14 protein-coding genes are annotated in these 16,309 nt (G+C 70.2%); 6 read left to right on the top strand and 8 right to left on the bottom strand.

The window, feature by feature from the left end; all coding sequences use genetic code 11:
- Window positions 1–2: 2 nt before the first annotated feature.
- Window positions 3–245, bottom strand: coding sequence for a hypothetical protein (locus tag AB0F41_RS14185; protein WP_357423638.1), 243 nt, complete (start codon window positions 243–245; stop codon window positions 3–5).
- The gene (locus AB0F41_RS14180; RefSeq protein ID WP_357423636.1) at window positions 218–523 is read right to left on the bottom strand and encodes a hypothetical protein; all 306 of its coding nucleotides are present in this window, start codon (window positions 521–523) and stop codon (window positions 218–220) included. The genes AB0F41_RS14185 and AB0F41_RS14180 overlap by 28 nt, the downstream gene beginning before the upstream one ends.
- Window positions 524–807: 284 nt before the next feature.
- On the opposite strand from AB0F41_RS14180, the gene AB0F41_RS14175 reads away from it, so the two are divergent.
- Window positions 808–2,034 (top strand): helix-turn-helix transcriptional regulator, encoded by a 1,227-nt coding sequence (locus AB0F41_RS14175; protein WP_357423634.1) that lies wholly within the window; start codon window positions 808–810, stop codon window positions 2,032–2,034.
- Window positions 2,035–2,095: 61 nt separating this feature from the next.
- On the opposite strand, the gene AB0F41_RS14170 is transcribed toward AB0F41_RS14175, so the two are convergent.
- A complete protein-coding gene (locus tag AB0F41_RS14170) occupies window positions 2,096–3,202 on the bottom strand; it encodes a hypothetical protein (protein WP_357423632.1) in 1,107 nt (368 codons plus the stop codon).
- Between the two features lie 284 nt (window positions 3,203–3,486).
- Here AB0F41_RS14170 and AB0F41_RS14165 point away from each other — a divergent pair, with 284 nt between their 5' ends.
- Entirely contained in the window at window positions 3,487–4,692 is a 1,206-nt protein-coding gene (locus tag AB0F41_RS14165; protein ID WP_357423630.1) for a hypothetical protein, read from the top strand.
- A gap of 18 nt (window positions 4,693–4,710) precedes the next feature.
- Here AB0F41_RS14165 and AB0F41_RS14160 read toward each other — a convergent pair whose 3' ends face one another.
- The 3 genes from AB0F41_RS14160 to AB0F41_RS14150 form a co-directional block, all read right to left on the bottom strand.
- Entirely contained in the window at window positions 4,711–5,595 is an 885-nt protein-coding gene (locus AB0F41_RS14160; protein ID WP_357423628.1) for a hypothetical protein, read from the bottom strand.
- Between the two features lie 181 nt (window positions 5,596–5,776).
- Window positions 5,777–6,730 (bottom strand): LysR family transcriptional regulator, encoded by a 954-nt coding sequence (locus AB0F41_RS14155; RefSeq protein WP_357423626.1) that lies wholly within the window; start codon window positions 6,728–6,730, stop codon window positions 5,777–5,779.
- Between the two features lie 7 nt (window positions 6,731–6,737).
- On the bottom strand, window positions 6,738–9,668 hold the full coding sequence (locus AB0F41_RS14150) for an FAD-dependent oxidoreductase (protein WP_357423624.1): 2,931 nt from the start codon (window positions 9,666–9,668) through the stop codon (window positions 6,738–6,740).
- A gap of 201 nt (window positions 9,669–9,869) precedes the next feature.
- Between AB0F41_RS14150 and AB0F41_RS14145 the strand changes: the two genes are divergently transcribed.
- Window positions 9,870–10,403, top strand: coding sequence for a GNAT family N-acetyltransferase (locus AB0F41_RS14145; protein ID WP_357423622.1), 534 nt, complete (start codon window positions 9,870–9,872; stop codon window positions 10,401–10,403).
- A gap of 36 nt (window positions 10,404–10,439) precedes the next feature.
- Here AB0F41_RS14145 and AB0F41_RS14140 read toward each other — a convergent pair whose 3' ends face one another.
- Entirely contained in the window at window positions 10,440–11,240 is an 801-nt protein-coding gene (locus tag AB0F41_RS14140; protein WP_357423620.1) for a tyrosine-protein phosphatase, read from the bottom strand.
- A gap of 126 nt (window positions 11,241–11,366) precedes the next feature.
- Complete coding sequence (gene zapE / locus AB0F41_RS14135) at window positions 11,367–12,383, bottom strand: cell division protein ZapE (RefSeq protein WP_357423618.1); 1,017 nt, start codon at window positions 12,381–12,383, stop codon at window positions 11,367–11,369.
- A 35-nt stretch (window positions 12,384–12,418) separates the two neighbouring features.
- Here zapE and AB0F41_RS14130 point away from each other — a divergent pair, with 35 nt between their 5' ends.
- From AB0F41_RS14130 to AB0F41_RS14120, 3 genes are all read left to right on the top strand, one after another.
- Entirely contained in the window at window positions 12,419–13,183 is a 765-nt protein-coding gene (locus tag AB0F41_RS14130) for a pyrimidine reductase family protein (protein WP_357423616.1), read from the top strand.
- 107 nt (window positions 13,184–13,290) lie between these two features.
- On the top strand, window positions 13,291–14,841 hold the full coding sequence (locus AB0F41_RS14125) for an alpha/beta hydrolase (RefSeq protein ID WP_357423614.1): 1,551 nt from the start codon (window positions 13,291–13,293) through the stop codon (window positions 14,839–14,841).
- Window positions 14,842–14,948: 107 nt separating this feature from the next.
- Entirely contained in the window at window positions 14,949–16,295 is a 1,347-nt protein-coding gene (locus AB0F41_RS14120) for a glycosyltransferase family 87 protein (protein ID WP_357423612.1), read from the top strand.
- Window positions 16,296–16,309: the final 14 nt, after the last annotated feature.

Here is a 16,309-nt window from a genome sequence, read left to right as displayed (position 1 = left end):
TTTCAAAGAGACTTGAAGAGTGCCTCTTCTGTTTCTTCGGCAGTGATGGTGAGTCGATCCGATCGGTAGCCTCGCCGATATCGAGAAGCACCGTCTCCGTAGGTATCTCGCGTATCCTGCTCGACCTCTGCCTGTCGAGCCATGGGTTCGGGCCACACGATCGCCGCCACCAACACGACCAGCGGCAACCCGGCCGCCACCACGAATCCCAGCGTGATCAACGTCCCGCCCTCGTCATCGACCACCGGGCGAAGGACAACCGCGGCAGCACCGTTTCGACATCGGCGACATCCATGACCCTGTTCAACTCCAGCGGGCCGAGGTGATGTGGGCCGGGAATGACAACCGCGTCCACGTCGGCGGCGCGCACCTGGTCGAATAGCGGGAGCACGGACACCGGGTCGGGCCAGATCATCAGGTAGCCGAGATGGCGCCCCAAGCGTTGGATCTGTGCCCGCTCCCACACCACCGACGTGCTGACGTCCAGATCTACATATCCGAGTGCGGTCGGCCGGCATCGCATCAGGTGTCCCCTATCCCCTGCGGTCATATGGCTGCCACCGCCGCCGGGGACTCGGTGATCGACCCGGCGGCGATGGCGTGGGTGAATCCTGCGCGTCGGCCACCGACTGCACCGGTAGATGCGAACCACCCTGCGGGGTAGGGGGATTCCCCCTACCCGAGGTGCTGGTGGGAGCTCGCCAGCGGCCCTATCCTGAAATTGACCCGCTGCGGACGAACGTCGCCCCGGTCCCCAGGCCGGAGGCATCTGCGGAGGGACCCATACCGCGAAGAAGGCAGGCCGCTATGCCGACCCCTGACGAACTCGCCGCCCGCGCGATAGGCGAGCGCATCCAGAACATCCGCACCCGCACCGGCCGCACCCGCGCGGTCGTCGCCGGGCTGGTGGGCCGTTCCGAGGATTGGCTGCGCGACGTCGAAAAAGGCCGCCTCCAGCGCCCACCGGCGCTGGACATGCTGCTGCGGATCGGGCAAGCACTCGGCGTGCGGGACCTGACCGAGATCACCGGCGACCATGAGCTTCTGGTCGGTGTCTCCCGCCGCGCCGGACATCCCGTTGTCCCCGCCATCCGCGAAGCGATCGAGGGTGTCGACCTCACCCCTTCGCCGTCACCGGTCGACACCGCCGAACTCACCGCCCGAGTCGAACGCGCTTGGCGGTTGTGGCACACATCCGCGACACCCCGCGCCGACGCGGGAGCGATGCTGCCCGAACTGATCCGCGACGGTAGGCGCGCGCTCCGCACCCTCGACGGACAGGACCGTCGCGCCGCAGCGGCCGCACTCTCGGGGGCCTACGCACTCTCCGAGCAAGTACTCGCGTGGGTGGCCGACGCACCGCTGTTGTGGCTCGCGGCCGACCGGTGCATGTCGGCCGCCGAAGTGGCAGACGACCCGGTCACACTCGCGTCCGCCTCCTGGGTTCTCGGCAACGTCTGGCGCTCGACAGGCCGAGAGGAAGACGCCTACCGCCTCGCCTCCGAGGCCGCCGCACTACTGGCGCCACATATGGACGGCGACAAGGACGTCCAAGCACTGTGGGGTGCCTGCCAATTGCACGGCGCGATCACCGCGGCGCGTCTCGGCCGCGAAGGCGACGCATTGCGCGCAATAGATCAGGCGATGGGAATGGCGCGGGCACTACCCGCCGGCTCGACGCACGCTTGGACGCTGTTCGGAGTCGCGAACACCGAAATCAGCGCCGTTTCGGTACAGGTCGATCTCCGCAAGTCCGGCAGCGCCCTGGACGCCGCGGACGCCGTGGACCCCGACGCCGTTCCCTCGGTCGACCGCCGCGCCCGACTGTGGCTGGAGTTGTCCCGCGCCTACGCCCAGCAACGGGACTGGCTCGGCACACTCGGGGCACTGCGGACCGGCACCGCCATCAGCGAAGAGTCCATGAAATGCCATCCACTGGCACGGTCCCTCGCGGCCGATCTGGTCATCCAGGGCGGTCGGCTCAACGAACGCGAATCGCGGGCGCTCGCGGCGCGGCTCGAGGTCACCGCCTGACGCCCGGCTCGTTCCGGGAGATTCGTGTCGCCGTGGCGGTGGCCGCCGGGATGCCGGTTGTCTACGGGGCGTAGCGGAGCAGGCCCGCGGCCTGCGCGCCGCCGGGGAGGTCGCCGGGGCGGAGGGCGAGCACCCGGCCGCCGGTCAGCAGGACCCGGCGAGTGATCTCGTCGAGCACGCCGGTGTGCCCGTTCGTCGTGGATTCACCGAATGTGACCGCGCCGGAGGCCGATACGGTACCGGGGACCGAGGCCTCCATATCGACCAGCAGCGTATCGACCGCACCGGCGGTCGCCGCGCGGGCGAGGTCGGAGATATCGGTGGCCGCCCGTCCTTCACCACGGCGAAGATCCAGCAACTCCACCAGGCCGGCCAGCTGGGCGGCGTAATGGCGGTCCAGGACCTCCCGGCACCGATCGGCGAGTTCGGCGTCGGAGACGTGCTCGGGATTTCCGGGAATGCTCTCGTCGAGCAGGTTGCCGTAGCTGTTCACACTCCGGAACAACGCATCGATCGGCTCGGCGGCGGCCAGTACCAGCGGGACGTCGCGGCCGCTGAGCAGGTCGCGTAGTTCGGCGTCGACGGCCCGGGCGTACTGACGCAGGCGCATCTTTCTGCCTTCGTCGCCCTGGACGCGACGGTTGGGTGCCCGGTCGCCCAGACTCGCCTTACCGGCGTGGTCGGCGGCGTCGGCGGGCAACCCGGGGACCGGGACGGTCCGGGCCGGGCGGTCGGCGCTGATCTCCACCAGCCGCACCCCGCCTTCGGCCAGGGCGAGGACGAAGGCGGTCTGCGGGAAGGTCACCGCACGCAGCAGCGGAGTGAGGTCGAACCGGTCACCCACTGATTCCGAGGCGGGCAGCCGGTTGGGTACCCGGTAGGTGCGGATCCGGGCCGGCGAGGCGAGTACCACCAGGGTGCGCGACTGATACCGCCAGAACAGGGCATCGTCGATATGGACATCGAATTCCTCGCCCAAGGCCGCTCGCGCCTCGGGATCGGTCACCGATTCGAGCACGTGCCGAGCCTGGTTGGAGAATGCGATCCGGTCCTGATCCGGGTCGGCGATATCGGACCCGGTGGGCGTGTAGATCGATACACACCATTCGCCGGTGGCTTCCGCGAGAGCTCTGATCTCATCACGCGTCGGGATATCGGTATGCAGCACGTCGCCTCCACCTCTGTCGATCACGACAAGATGCCGCCGGCATATTCCGTCGGCCCGGCGGCTGCCCCGGCAGGGCATCGGCCACCCGGCGATCCGGGCATCCGCCCCACGTCAGCAAATTTTCGGCAATGTCCATTAGAGCACATACGGCCACCGAGCAGGTCCACCCCGGCATCCGGACCGCGACCGGTTTCGTGTGGTGGGAAATCTGTCGGTACGCCCGGCTAAGCTGGCCCGCACGAACTCGAGCCGATCGATCATCCGGGTCCCGACAGGGGGTGTGCGTGCAGACGGAGCCAGCGCGGTACGAGGTGCGCGACGAGCCGTCCGCCGATACGTTTCCCGACGATCTGCGCGACCATCTGTCGTTCGGGCCCGAGGACTGCGCGCAGGTGCTGGCGGACCTGATCGACGACTACGCGGCGGACCGGGAGCGCGCCGGCACCATCCTCCGGCTGCGGCTGGGCATTTCCGGCGACCGTCCCGAAACCCTCACCCGGATCGGCGCGCGCTGGGATTTCTCCCGCGACCGGGCCCGCCAGCTGCACACCAAGGCGGTCGGTGAACTACTGCGGCACACCGCACAGGCCGGGCGGCTTCCGGTTCCGGAATTCGCCCGGCGCTACGCCGTCGGCACCCGGGATACGGTGCTCACCCGCGCCCTGCTGGCCGAAACCTACGCCACCGATACCGATCTCGCGGTCAATGATCTGTCCTACCTGAAATTGCGGCTGGCGGGGCATTCCGCCGCCGATGCGAAGCGAGTGGCGGGGTTCGTCACCCAGCGGGTGGTCGCGTGGCGGAAGAAGACCAACCACCTGCTGTCCCGGTTACGCGACGACGCGCCCGCCGGACCGCCCGCACCGTGGCCGCACAAGATCGACTGGCCGGGCCCGGGCACCGCCGCACCGCTACCCACCGTCGCGGCCCGATCCTTCGATCTCGACGACGACGGCCGCGGCCGGTTCTACCTCCACAAGCCCGGCCGCGATATCGGTTTCGACTCCGGGCTCGAGGCGCGGCTGATGCGCCTGCTCGATACCGACGACCGGATCCGCACCTTCCAGGAGTACCCGGACGCCGTCGGCTATCGGGTCGACGGCGAGGAACACCTGCATTTCCCCACCCTGGCCGCCGAGCTCGGTGACGGCCGCCGCGTGCTGATCGACGTGCAGCCGCTGGGACATCTCGGTTTCCACGTCAACCGGGCGAAATCGGCCGCCGCCCGCGCCTGGGCGCACGAGAACGGGTGGGGTTGGCTGCTGTGGACGGGAAGCGCCGTCGGCGAACGAGAACTCGTCACCCACCCGGTACCCGCGAAGATCGAGGCACGGTTGACCGCACTGCTCGCCGAAGGCCCGGTACGGCGCTCCGCACTGCGGCGGCTCCGTGACGACACCGGCCTCGATCTGCTCGACCTGATCGCACTCACGGTCCGCAACGAATGGCGCTGGGACCGCGCGCCGTTCCGGCTGACCACCGCGACCTGACGGTCCCCACCCCCGCGGTCAGGGTTTGACGAACATGGTGGCGGCGATGAAGGTCGCGAGGAGCAGCATCACGAAAACCGTGATCACCTGCCAATTGTCGATCGTCTTGTGCAGCCGGCGAATGGTGTCCTCGAGGGCGCGGTGCACCCGCTCCTGATCGGCGATCCGGCGACCCACCTCGGCCACCGATTCCGCCTGCTCGCGCGCCCGCTGCGCGGTGCGTTCCACCCGGGCATGCGCCTTGGCGAGCTGGCGCTTCTTCTCCCGCACCGCCTGCCGCGCCACCGCCAGCGCCGTCCGCTGCTGCATCAACTCCTGGCGCTGCTGTTCGAGCATCAGCGCCTGGGTCCGGGTGTGCTTCTCCCAATCGGTCACCGCCGCCCATCCCTTCCTGAAGTGGTCGCGATAACCCCACGCGACCTCACCCTGGACCCACTGCCGCAGGAATTCCCGCAGCTCGTAGGGACGCTCGTCCGGCACCACCAGACCGGTGGGCCCCTGTTCCAGCATCCCGTGCACCACGCGGTACTCACACGACTCCGGCGACAGATCGGCGATACCGAGCGCCGGTAACTGGGACACCCAGAATCCCGGCGCGCACAACCACAGCACGCTGGTACAACCGAGCGCCTTCAGCCGATCGGTATGGTCCTGGGCGAGTTGCTGAGTCAGTGGGCCGGTGCGGACCTCGATGGCGAACTGTTCGCCGCCGCGCCGCCACCAGACATCCACGGTCATCGGGCCCATGCGGTGATCCACCACGGCCTCATCCGCTCCGAAGGCAAGCAACCGGCTCGCCAGCCAGTACTTCAGTCGCTGTGCGTTCCACTGTGAATCGACACAGCGGGTACAGCGGCAACCGTAGCCGGGAGTAGCTTCCTCCTCGACCGGATCGGTGGTCACCGGAGCATCGGAAATACCCAGATCGGACAACATCGTCCGGCGCCCACACCGTATTTCAGCCCGCCGCTTCGTCTGCATGCGACCACCCATCTAACCCGTACACCATGCCGGTCCCGGCACCGACCGACACATTCCAGGGTGCGCCACCGACACCGGTCACCGCCAGGAATCTGTCCAGCAGTTACCCAAGTGGGACCCGCCGAACCTTCTCGCCGCCGACTGTCCCGGTCACCGGATCCGCGGGCGCCAGCGCGCCGCGCAGGAGCGTGCGCAGCCAGGCATGCCCCGGATCGGGCGTATTGCGTGGATGCCAGGCCAGCGAAATGGTCACCTCCGGCAGCGGCAGCGGGATCTCGAACGAACACAGGCCGAGCGCGGGCAGCGTCGTCTTTGCGACGACCGCCGGCGCCGGGCAGACGGCCGCCCCGGACCGGACCGCCAGCAACGCCGTGGTGAGATCCGGGACGGTCGCCACCACCCGGCGGGTCCGGCCGTGCAGCGCGAGCCGGTCGTCGATGGGCCCGCGGGCGATACCGCGCGCGGAAACACTGATATGCGCGGCGGCGGCGTAGGCGGCGACGGTGACGCGTTCGGTGACCAGTGGATGTCCCGGCGCGGCCACGCCGATGAGCCGGTCGCCGCGTACCCGTTCCACCCGGGTCTGCGGGTCCGCGCGCGCGATCACACCCACTTCGACGTCGACGCGCCCGTCACGAAGCCCGTTCACCGAACCGGCAGGATCCGCGGGAACGAAGCGCAGGGTCACTCCGGGAGCCCGGGTGCGGACCTCGGCGAGCAGCCGGGCCGCGAGTTCGGGCAGCACCGCATCGTCCACCTGCAGCGCGAACCCGCGAACCAGGGCGGTCGGATCGACGGTGTCCGGTTTGGCCAGCAAGGCCCGTCCCTGTTCGACCAGCGTGCTCACCTCGAACCGCAGCTCGAGGGCGCGCGGGGTGGGCACCAGCTGCCGGCCCGCGCGGACCAGCAGCGGATCGTCGTATACGCGCCGCAACCGGGCCAGGGTGCGGCTCATGGCCGGCGGCGAGGTGTTGAGCCGTTCGGCGGCCATGGTGACGCTGTTGGTCTCCAGTAGCGCGTGCAGGGCGACCAGCAGGTTCAGGTCCAGATCCGGCACGCCGGAATCAGGTTCGCCGAGCGGTGCCGGTGCTCCCGGCCGGCTCCTCGGCGGACTCCCCGTCCGAACCTGTACCCGGCTGCGCGGTACCGGCACTCTCGGTCTGCGCGTCGGTACCGCGCTCGGCCGGGGGTTCGGTCGCCCGCGCGGAGCCGGTGGGACGCTCCCCGGAATCGCCGGTCCCGGATGCCTCCGGGCCGGAGGACTCCTGCGCTCGCCCGGACCGTTCCGCGGCGGCCTCGGACTCGTCCGAGGCCACGGCGGAAGAGGGTTCCGATACCGAGGCGGACGGCGGCCGGGACGAGGTGGAGTCCGGTGCGCCGTTCGGGGAGGCGGGCTCCGCCGAGTCCTGGCCGGCACCCCCACCGGAGTGCAGTGTGCCGTTGCGGGCGGCCGGCTCGGCCGATTCACCGCCCGCAACCGCTGCGTCATCCGGCGCGCCCTTCCGGGCCATCGGCTCGGCCGATTCACCACCCGCAACCGCTGCGGCACCCGATGTGCCGTTCGGCGCCGCAGACTGGGCCGACTGGCCCGTGTCCCCGGCGGTATCCGATGCACCGTTCCGGGCGGCCGTCTCGGCCTGTGCCCGGCCCGCGTCCTCACCGGCGCCCGGTATGTCGTTCCGAGCGGACGATTCGGCATTTCCCGCGGCACCGGGGATGTCCGGACCTGTGGTCTCGGCGCCGGCCGGCGATTCCGCAGGCCCGGCGACCGATTCGGACGTCGCTGCCGGTATCTCCGGCTCGGTATCCGCTGCCGGATCAGCCGCTGTCGATGTCTGATCCGGGATCCCGGCCGGCTGTGCGGCACTCGGCCCGTGGCCGTCCGGCGCGGCACTCGACCCCTTACCGCTCGGGGCAGCACTCGCCCCGTGGCCGCTCGGGGCGGCGCTCGGCTGATGGCCGTCCGCCGCGGCACCCGTTTCGGGGGCGGTCGGTGTCCCGGTCTCCGGGAGCGGTTCGGTCGGCGGCATCTCCGGCACTCCCGAACGCAAATCTATGCGCACGGTCGGGCTGTTGGACCGCGCGGCGATAACCGCGGCCCGCTGCTCGGCGGCGGCACGGCGGGCAGCCTCGGCGGCCTGGGCCGCCGAATCCGCGGCGGCACGGCCCGCATCCGCACGGCCCGCATCCGCGGGGCCCGGCGCCGGAGTGGCGGGTGGCCGGGATGCCGGCGGACCGGCCTGCGGTGCCGGCGGCCGGGCGGGCTGCGCGGGTGAGCCGGACGGACGCGGCGTCTGCTCGACCGGACGGGTTTCGGCGCTGGAGCCGGGGGCGGGCAGGATCTTGGTCTGCACGGCGGCATTCGCGGCGATCGCGCCCGGGATCTGCACCGTGGGCGAATCGGCCGGGACCTCGACGGCCTGCCCCTGCCCCCCGGCGGACGCGGAATGCCCGATCTCCGGGGTGGCTCCGGCCTCGGCCGTCTTCGCGGGCCCGGCGGCCTGCCGGTACGCGGGACCCACCGGACCCCGTTTGCGGCGGGACAGCGCCTTGTAATCACCCGGCCGCACCGGCCGCACCCATTGCGCGGCCCGGGCGGCGGCGGGCAACCGGACACCGAGATCGGTGAGCAGTTCGTCGATCTCCCGGATGGCGTACGGGGTCACCGCGCAGCCGTGCGCATGGTGGCCGCCGGTGTGTTCGTCGAGCCAGCGCAGCCGGGCGTCGATGCGCTCGGTCATGGTCTCGTCGGGCGGCAGGGTCAGCGCGCCGGTGAGCAGCGCGGCGGTCCAGTGCGCACCGACCTCCGCGCCGACCGCGCTGAGCAGCGACGAGTTGTATCCGGCGAAGGTCAGATGGGGCACGTCCAACGGCAGGATCTGCCGGTACAACCGGAAATTGCCCTGGTCGTCGGTGAGCTGGCGCTGCACGTAGGGCGTCAGGAACGGCACCCGCTGCTGGAAGCCGGTGGCGCAGACGACGATATCCGCGCGCACCCGCTGCCCGTCGGAGAGTTCGGCGTACGGCCCGGACGCATCGCCGCCCAGGCCGGCCACCCGGGTCTGCCCCCGGACGCTGATGCGACCGGCGCGCACCTGGTCGGCGAAACCGTCGCTGGCCAGGCCGAACGCGGCCTCGGGCGCCTGTTCGAACCGGCCGCCGGGTACCAGGCCCAGCTCCGCGGCCCCGGAACGTTCGGCGACCAGCGCTTCGACGAGATCGAGATTGCTGTCGCGGAAGGAGCGTCCGGGCCCGTTCAGCAGACGTTCGAACCGGCCGGGTTCGGGATGGCGGAAATGGGCGGCGCCGGTGCGGGTGAGCAGCAGCCGCTCGGCATCCAGACCCGGCGCCGGACGCCGCGGCATCTTCCACATCAGCCGCCGGGCCACCACGGTGGTACCCGCGGCCACCCGGCTGATCTCGGTCGCCAGATCGCAGGCCGCGACACCGTAACCGAGCACCACGACCGACCGGTCCCGCACCGCCTCCACATCGAGGAACTGGGTCGAATGCCCCAGCTGGCCACCGGCGCGCGCGAATTCGGCGGCACCGGCGAACTCGGGGATCTCGGGTTCGCTGAACACGCCGTTGGCGATCACCAGATGATCACAGGACGTGCGGTGCGCACCGTCGACGTCGCGGATCTCCAGCAGCCAGCCGCCCTCGACCGGGTCGGCGGCCACCACTTCGGTACGCAGCCGCAGTTTGTCGGTCAGGCCGAAGGCACGGACATAGCTCGCCAGATACTCCTGCATCCGCGCGCCGTCGAGCACCCGGGGGTAGTCGGCCGGCATCGGATGGTCGGAGAAGTGGTAGGTGGTCTTGCTGCTCTGCGCCCGTAAGCCCGGGTAACGGCGGGTCTCGCTCCACACGCCACCGATATCGGGGGCACGGTCGAACACCTCGACCGCGAACCCATCCTCAGTCAGGACCTTCGCGCAGACAAGACCCGCGATACCCGCACCGACGATTGCGATGCGGTTCCCGCTCCTCATGGGCGAGAGATTACGTCGGATGCGTCCGGCAGCAAAGCCGGAGAACGCAATGAGGGCATCGGCGCAGGTCGGGCGAAACCCGATAGCCGCCCGCGGGATCGGACCGGGCGCCCCCGCGGCGGTCGCCCGACCTGCGGACATCACGCGGCGGTGGCGCATCTGCGGCACCACCGCGGGGCCCGCTGTGGTCTCATTGGTGCTATGACCACTGTCACCGTGGACCGGGCCGGGCTGTGGGACGCCGAAGCGCTCAGCGATGTCGCCGCCGCGACGTTTCCGCTGGCCTGCCCCCCGGGCGCCGACCTCGACGATATCGAGGTGTTCCTGGCGGATGTGCTGTCCGGGGAGCGGTTCGGCGAATATCTGTCCGATCCGTCCCGGACGGTGCTCAAGGCGGTCGAAGACGGCGAGATCGTGGGCTACGCGATCCTGCACGGCGATACGCCCGCCGAGCCCGAGATCGCCGCCGCCGTCGCACTGGATCCGGTTCTCGAGATCAGCAAGATGTATGTGCTACCGGGCCATCACGGCACGGGCGTCGCCAACGCCCTCATGCACGCCGCGCTGGAACGGGCCCAGGGCGCGGACTACGCCGGGATCTGGCTGGGGGTGAACCAGGAGAATCTGCGGGCGCAGGCCTTCTACGCGAAATTCGGGCTCGAAAAGGTCGGTACCAGGACCTTCACCGTCGGCCGGCAGGTGCACCACGACTACGTGCTGCGACTGGCGTTCTGAGCCCGGCGACCGTACCGATCGCCGCGGCGGTACGGATCAGTTCAGCATCCGCTGGCGCAGGGTCTGCACCTCGTCGGCGCTCAGGCCGAGTCCCTCGCTCACATAGCGGTCGAAGGTGCCGTAACTCGCCGTCACCTGGTCGAAGGCCCCGTCCAGCCATTCGCGCTGAACCCCCGCCATCGGATCGCCCGGGGCGGCGCCGCGGTAGTGGTTGGACAGCAGGTAGTCCTCGGTGACCGTTTCGCGGTCGACGCCCAGGATGGTGAGCAGCACCGCCGCGACCCAGCCCGTGCGGTCCTTGCCCGCCGTGCAGTGGAACACCACCGCCTGGCCCGCGGGGACCGTGGCGATATCCCGCAACACCGCCGCCACCGCGCGGTCGGCGCCCGGCGCGGTGATGAACGCGCGGTACAGATCGGTACCGCCGGCCAGGGTGGACATCAGTTCCGGCAGCGGGGCGGCGCCGATCACGTCGTACCAGTTGGCCCGCGCGCCGGCCGGCAGGCGATCCGGGCCGAGGGCGCGCTCGTACACGGTGCGCAGATCGTCGACCACTCGCACACCGTGACGATTCAGTACGTCCAGATCCGCCGGGGTGAGGTTGAGCAGCTGATCGGTGCGGTAGGCGACCCCGGTACGGACTGTGCGCCCGTCGGTGGTGCGATAACCGCCGACGTCGCGGGCGTTGGGCGCCCCGGTGAGGTGCAGGGACCGGTCGATCGCCGGCGCGTCCGTGGCCGCCGGCGGCGCGGCGGGAGCCAGTGCGGTGGCCGGGCCGAGAGCCACCAGTACGCCGGTGAGTACCGCCGCGGGGATGCGCGCCGAACGATGAATCATGACCGAACTCCCATCGGTGCCCGACGGCACTGCCTCCGTGGCGTGCCCGGTCCAGCAAACCAATCCGCGCCCACCCGGTCAACCCGGTTCCCGTGCGGTGGCGTGCCCGTGGCTACCACGGGGCACTCAGGCCGGAACCTCGAATCGCGACAGCGCCAGCAAACGGGAGATGGCCCGCAGATACTTCTTTCGGTAGCCGCCGTCGAGCATCTCCTGCGAGAAGATCGCATCGAGCTTCGCGCCCGAGACGGAGACCGGGGTTCCGGCATCGTAGAGCCGGTCGGCGAGGACGACCAGGCGCAGCGCGACGGCCTGATCGGTGACGGGATGTACGCCGGAGACGAAGACCGCCCGGACTCCGTCGATGAGGGAGCCGTATTTCGACGGATGCAGGGTGGACAGATGCGCGAGCAGGGCGTCGAAATCGTCCAGGGTCGCGCCGGGGGTCGCCGCGGCGCGCTCGGTGAGCTGCTCCGGGCTGCCGGGTTCCGGCGCCGGCGGCAGGTCCCGGTGGCGGTAGTCCGGGCCGTCCACCCGCACGGTGTCGAAGATGGATCCGAGCTTCTTGATCTCGCGCAGGAAGTCCTGGGCGGCGAACCGGCCCTCCCCGAGCTGCCCCGGCAGAGTGTTGGAGGTGGCCGCGACGGAGACGCCCTGCGCAGACAGCTCGGTCAGCAACCGCGAGACCAGCACGGTGTCGCCGGGATCGTCGAGTTCGAACTCGTCGATGCACAGCACGCTGTTGGCGGAGAGCCGCTCGACAGCGTTGGTGAAGCCCAGCGCGCCGACCAGATTCGTGAGTTCACCGAAGGTGCCGAAGGATTTCGGCGCGGGCGCCTCGTGGAAGATCGAGGCCAGCAGGTGGGTCTTGCCGACGCCGAACCCGCCGTCCAGGTACAGGCCCGCACCCTGAACCGGCTTCTTCTTGCCGAAGAACGATTTCTTGTGCGTGGCCTTGTGGATGGCCGCCACCTTCTCGGCGAAGGCGCGGCCCGCGGCGACCGCCGCGGCCTGGCTGGGCTCGTTCGGGTCGGGGATGTAGGTGTCGAAACCGACCTCGTCGAACATGGGCGGGGGCACCATCTGGGCGACCAACTGGTCGGCGGGGACCTCCGGGCGGCGGTCGACGAGGCGATCTGGCATGGACGTAGCCTAATGACGTGATATGAGGTTCTGTTATGCAGCGTAGCCCCGATGCGATCCAGCTCACAGACCTCGACGCCGATACTCTGGCCGGCCTGTACGCCTATCCGGCGGAGGGGGAAGCCGGTTGGCTGCGGGTGAATTTCGTATCCACCATCGACGGCGCGGCGACCGGGTCCGGCGGCGTCACCGAGGCGCTGGGGTCGCCGGCGGACAAACAGGTCTTCCATCTGCTGCGCGATCTCGCCGATGTCGTACTCGTCGGCGCCGGCACCGTGCGCGCGGAGAACTACGGCGGCGCGCAGACCGATCCGGTGCGCCGCCGCGCGTTGTCCGCGCGCGGTATCGGCGGCCACCCGGACGGCACACCGCCCCCGATCGCGATCGTGACCGCCACCGCCGCGGTGGACCCCGGGCATCGGGTGCTGACCACCGCGCAGACACCCACGCTGATCCTGACCACCACGGCGGCGCCGGCCGGACGCCGGGCGGCCCTCACCGCCGCGGGCGCGGATGTGATCGAGGTGGGCGAAACCGTGATCGACCCGCATGCCCTTCTGGAGGTCCTGACCGGCCGAGGGCTGCGGCGGGTGTTGTGCGAGGGCGGCCCGCAACTGTTCGGATCGCTGGCCGGAGCCGGACTGGTCGACGAATTGTGCCTGACCACCGCGCCGCTGCTCACCGGTGGTGTGGCGCGGCGGATCTCGGTCTCGCACGAGGAATTCGCCTGGCGAATGACGCCGGCGCACGTCCTGTTCGATGCCGACGGGACGGTCCTGACGCGCTGGGTGCGATCGTGATCACCGGACCGGGCGGGCGGTGCGGTACCGGACCCGCGCCGCGGACGGCCACCCGCGACGGCGTCCCGCTCAGGCGAAGCCGATCCGGACCTGGCAGGGTGTAACGCATGCGCTGGACTCGGGCAGTGGTGCCGGCCTCGGCACTCTTGATCATGATCGCCGGATGCGGCGCGGGTCCCTCGGACCGCCCGCATGTCGCCGTCGAACGTCCGCCTGTACCAGGCGATTCCGCGACGTCGGCCCAGGTCCCGCCGCCGCCGGCAGCGCAGGTCCCGAAAAAGGATCTGCCCTGGCGCGAATGTGCCCGAGAGACCTTCGACGCGCTCGGTCTGGGGCCGGGACCCGCAGGGCTGGTACTCGAATGCGCGGATTTCTCCACGCCGATCGACAGCGCGGGTACGGTACTCGGCAATTTCCGCACGGGCGCGCTGCGCGCGCGCCTGCCGCAGACCCCGCCGGACGCACCCCCGGTCGTGCTGACCTCCGGGGTCGACCGCTCCTCCACCGCCACGCTGGCGGGTCTGGTCACCGGGCCGGCGAGTGCGCTGCTCACCGCGCATCCCCTGGTCGCCGTGGATCGCCGCGGTATCGGCAGTTCCCAGGCGATCGACTGCCTGCCCGCCGATATCCGCACCGGACTCCAGGACAACGGCCAGTTCGCCCCCGGCGGCAACCCCGTCACCGCCATGTCCGATCTGTCACGCAACGGCACCATCGCCTGCCGCGATTTCCTCCAGCCCTACGACGGCACCTTCGATGCCCCGCACGCCGCCGACGATATCGAGCAACTGCGCCGGGAATGGGACGTCGACCATATCTCCCTGCTGGGCACCGGCAGCGGATCCGCGGTCGCGATGGAATACGCCCGCAAATACGGTGACCGGCTGGCCCGGCTGGCGCTCGACGCGCCCGCCCCGGTCGGGCTGGACGCTGTGACCCGGGCCGAGACCGCGGTCCAGGGCGCGGAGGCCGCGCTGACGGCCTTCGCGCAACAGTGCTCCGGGACCGCCTGTTCGCTCGGACCGGATCCGCGTACCGCCGTGACACAGCTGATCCAGAAGGCCTCCGAAGGCCAGCTGGGCGACCTCTCGGCAAACGCCGTCCGCACCGCGGTCACCGGGTTCCTCGGCAGCCCGCGCGCCGACCAGTCCACCCGGGTCGCCGAACTGGCCGACGCCCTGTCGGCGGCCGGGCGCGGCGACACCGCCCGGCTGAAGACCCTCGCCGACGCCCAGGAGGTGGCCACCGCGAGCGACGGCCAGTTCGTCAACGGCTGCACCGACGCACCGCAGCCGCCGCCCGGTCCGCAGGTCACCGACCTCTCCGGTATCTGGTCGCAGAAGTACCCCGCGTTCGGCCGGGCCGCCGCACTGTCGATGCTGGTCTGCTCGGCGTGGCCGGTGACCGAGGCGCCACCGGCGCTGGAGAAGCTGGAGCTGCCCGTCCTGGTGCTGACCGGCGCCGGAGACCCGGTCACCGGCGCCGCCCAGGCCTCGGTCACCGGCGCCCTGGGCAAGGCGGGTGCCCGCACGGCGACCATGACCTGGCAGGGGTGGGGACATCCGGTGAGCACCCATTCCGGCTGCGCGCAGACCGCGCTCGTCGACTACTTCGCCGACGGCCGGCTGCCCGGCGACGGGACCGCCTGCCCGGCGTGACCGGAGCCGCTCCCGCGGCGGCTCGCCGACCCCGGAGGGGCGTCTGACCGGCGCGTCGAGGGTGGGTCCCGGCAACACCACGGCACCATCCGGTGTACCGTGCCGTGGTGTTCCTTCGACAGCTCGAGCCCCGCACCGCTCGAACCACCGCCGACGTGATCCGGTTCGCGCTCTGGCCGCTGGCGGTCATGACCGTGCTGAACCGGGTGTTCATCAAGGCTGTCAACGGTTTCGTGACCGACGACTACAAGCCCGTCTACCAGGCCTCGCTGGATTTCCTCAACGGGCGCGAGGTGTACACGGCGAACTTCGATTCGGTCGATCCGCACTATCTGTACCCGCCCAGCGGCACCCTGCTGATCGCGCCGATCGCGGTGATCGACTACGAGAAGTCGCGCTGGCTGTTCATCCTGCTCAACGCGGCGGCGATTCTGCTCGCCTGCTATCTGCTGCTGCGCTTGTTCAACTACACGTTGCGCTCGATCGCGGCGCCGGTGCTGCTGCTGGCGATGTTCATGTCCGAGACGGTGATCAACACACTGGTGTTCACCAATGTCAACGGTTGCCTGCTGCTGGCGGAGATGCTGTTCCTGATCCTGCTACTCCAGCGAAGAGACCTGTGGGCCGGCGTCATCATGGGTCTGACCATCGCCGTGAAACCCACATTGGCACCGCTGTTGTTGATAGCCCTGGTCCGCAAACAATGGAACATTGTGATCACGGCCACCGTCGTTCCGGTCGTGCTGACCGCGATCGCCTGGCCACTGTCCCGGGATCCGGAAGAGTTCTTCACGCGCACCTTCCCCTACCTGCTGGAGACGCGCGACTACTTCAACAGCGCTATCCCCGGCAACGCCGAGTACTACGGGTTGCCGCCCTGGCTGACCTGGGGTATCCGCCTGTCGATGGCGGTGCTGGTGCTGCTCTCGCTGTGGATCCTGTACCGGTACTACCGCGAAGACGAGCTGTTCTTCGTCACTACCTCCGCGGGCGTCCTGCTCACTGCGGAGTTCCTGCTGGCCTCCCTCGGCCAGATGTACTACTCGATGATGCTGTTCCCGTTCCTGATGTCGGTGGTGCTGCGCAATTCCGTGCTGCGCAACTGGCCGGCCTGGCTCGCGGTGTTCGGGTTCCTGTCCTACGACAAATGGCTGTCGGACCGCTGGCCCGATATCGGGCGCAACCTGGAGTATCTGCGGATCACCTTCGGCTGGGGCCTGCTGCTGATCGTGGTGTTCTGTGTGCTGGGCGACCGGTACCTCACCGCCCGGCGGGAAGGCCGGCTGCCGCACCTGGACCCGGCCTGGATGGCCTCGGCACCGGACTCCCGCGATACCGGCACCGGTATCGCGGAACCGGCGACCACGCCCGTTCCGCCACCCGCGCCCGAACCCGACCGCACCCCGGAACCCGCCGGGGTCCGGATCGCCGAGACGCAGGCCGTGCGCGGCTGATGGGAGACGCGCGG

This window comes from Nocardia sp. NPDC024068, assembly GCF_040638875.1.
Classification (GTDB): Bacteria; Actinomycetota; Actinomycetes; order Mycobacteriales; family Mycobacteriaceae; genus Nocardia.
The sequence above is the reverse complement of the archived record's forward strand: the minus strand, read 5'-3'. Positions and strand labels throughout refer to the sequence as shown.

Excerpts from the sequence above, each read along its gene's own strand:
- AB0F41_RS14175 (WP_357423634.1), top strand. The coding sequence starts at position 808 with ATGCCGACCCCTGACGAACTCGCCGCCCGCGCGATAGGCGAGCGCATC.
- zapE (WP_357423618.1), bottom strand. The coding sequence starts at position 12,383 with ATGCCAGATCGCCTCGTCGACCGCCGCCCGGAGGTCCCCGCCGACCAG.
- AB0F41_RS14125 (WP_357423614.1), top strand. The coding sequence starts at position 13,291 with ATGCGCTGGACTCGGGCAGTGGTGCCGGCCTCGGCACTCTTGATCATG.
- AB0F41_RS14130 (WP_357423616.1), top strand. The coding sequence starts at position 12,419 with ATGCAGCGTAGCCCCGATGCGATCCAGCTCACAGACCTCGACGCCGAT.
- AB0F41_RS14150 (WP_357423624.1), bottom strand. The coding sequence starts at position 9,668 with ATGAGGAGCGGGAACCGCATCGCAATCGTCGGTGCGGGTATCGCGGGT.
- AB0F41_RS14145 (WP_357423622.1), top strand. The coding sequence starts at position 9,870 with ATGACCACTGTCACCGTGGACCGGGCCGGGCTGTGGGACGCCGAAGCG.
- AB0F41_RS14140 (WP_357423620.1), bottom strand. The coding sequence starts at position 11,240 with ATGATTCATCGTTCGGCGCGCATCCCCGCGGCGGTACTCACCGGCGTA.
- AB0F41_RS14180 (WP_357423636.1), bottom strand. The coding sequence starts at position 523 with ATGCGATGCCGGCCGACCGCACTCGGATATGTAGATCTGGACGTCAGC.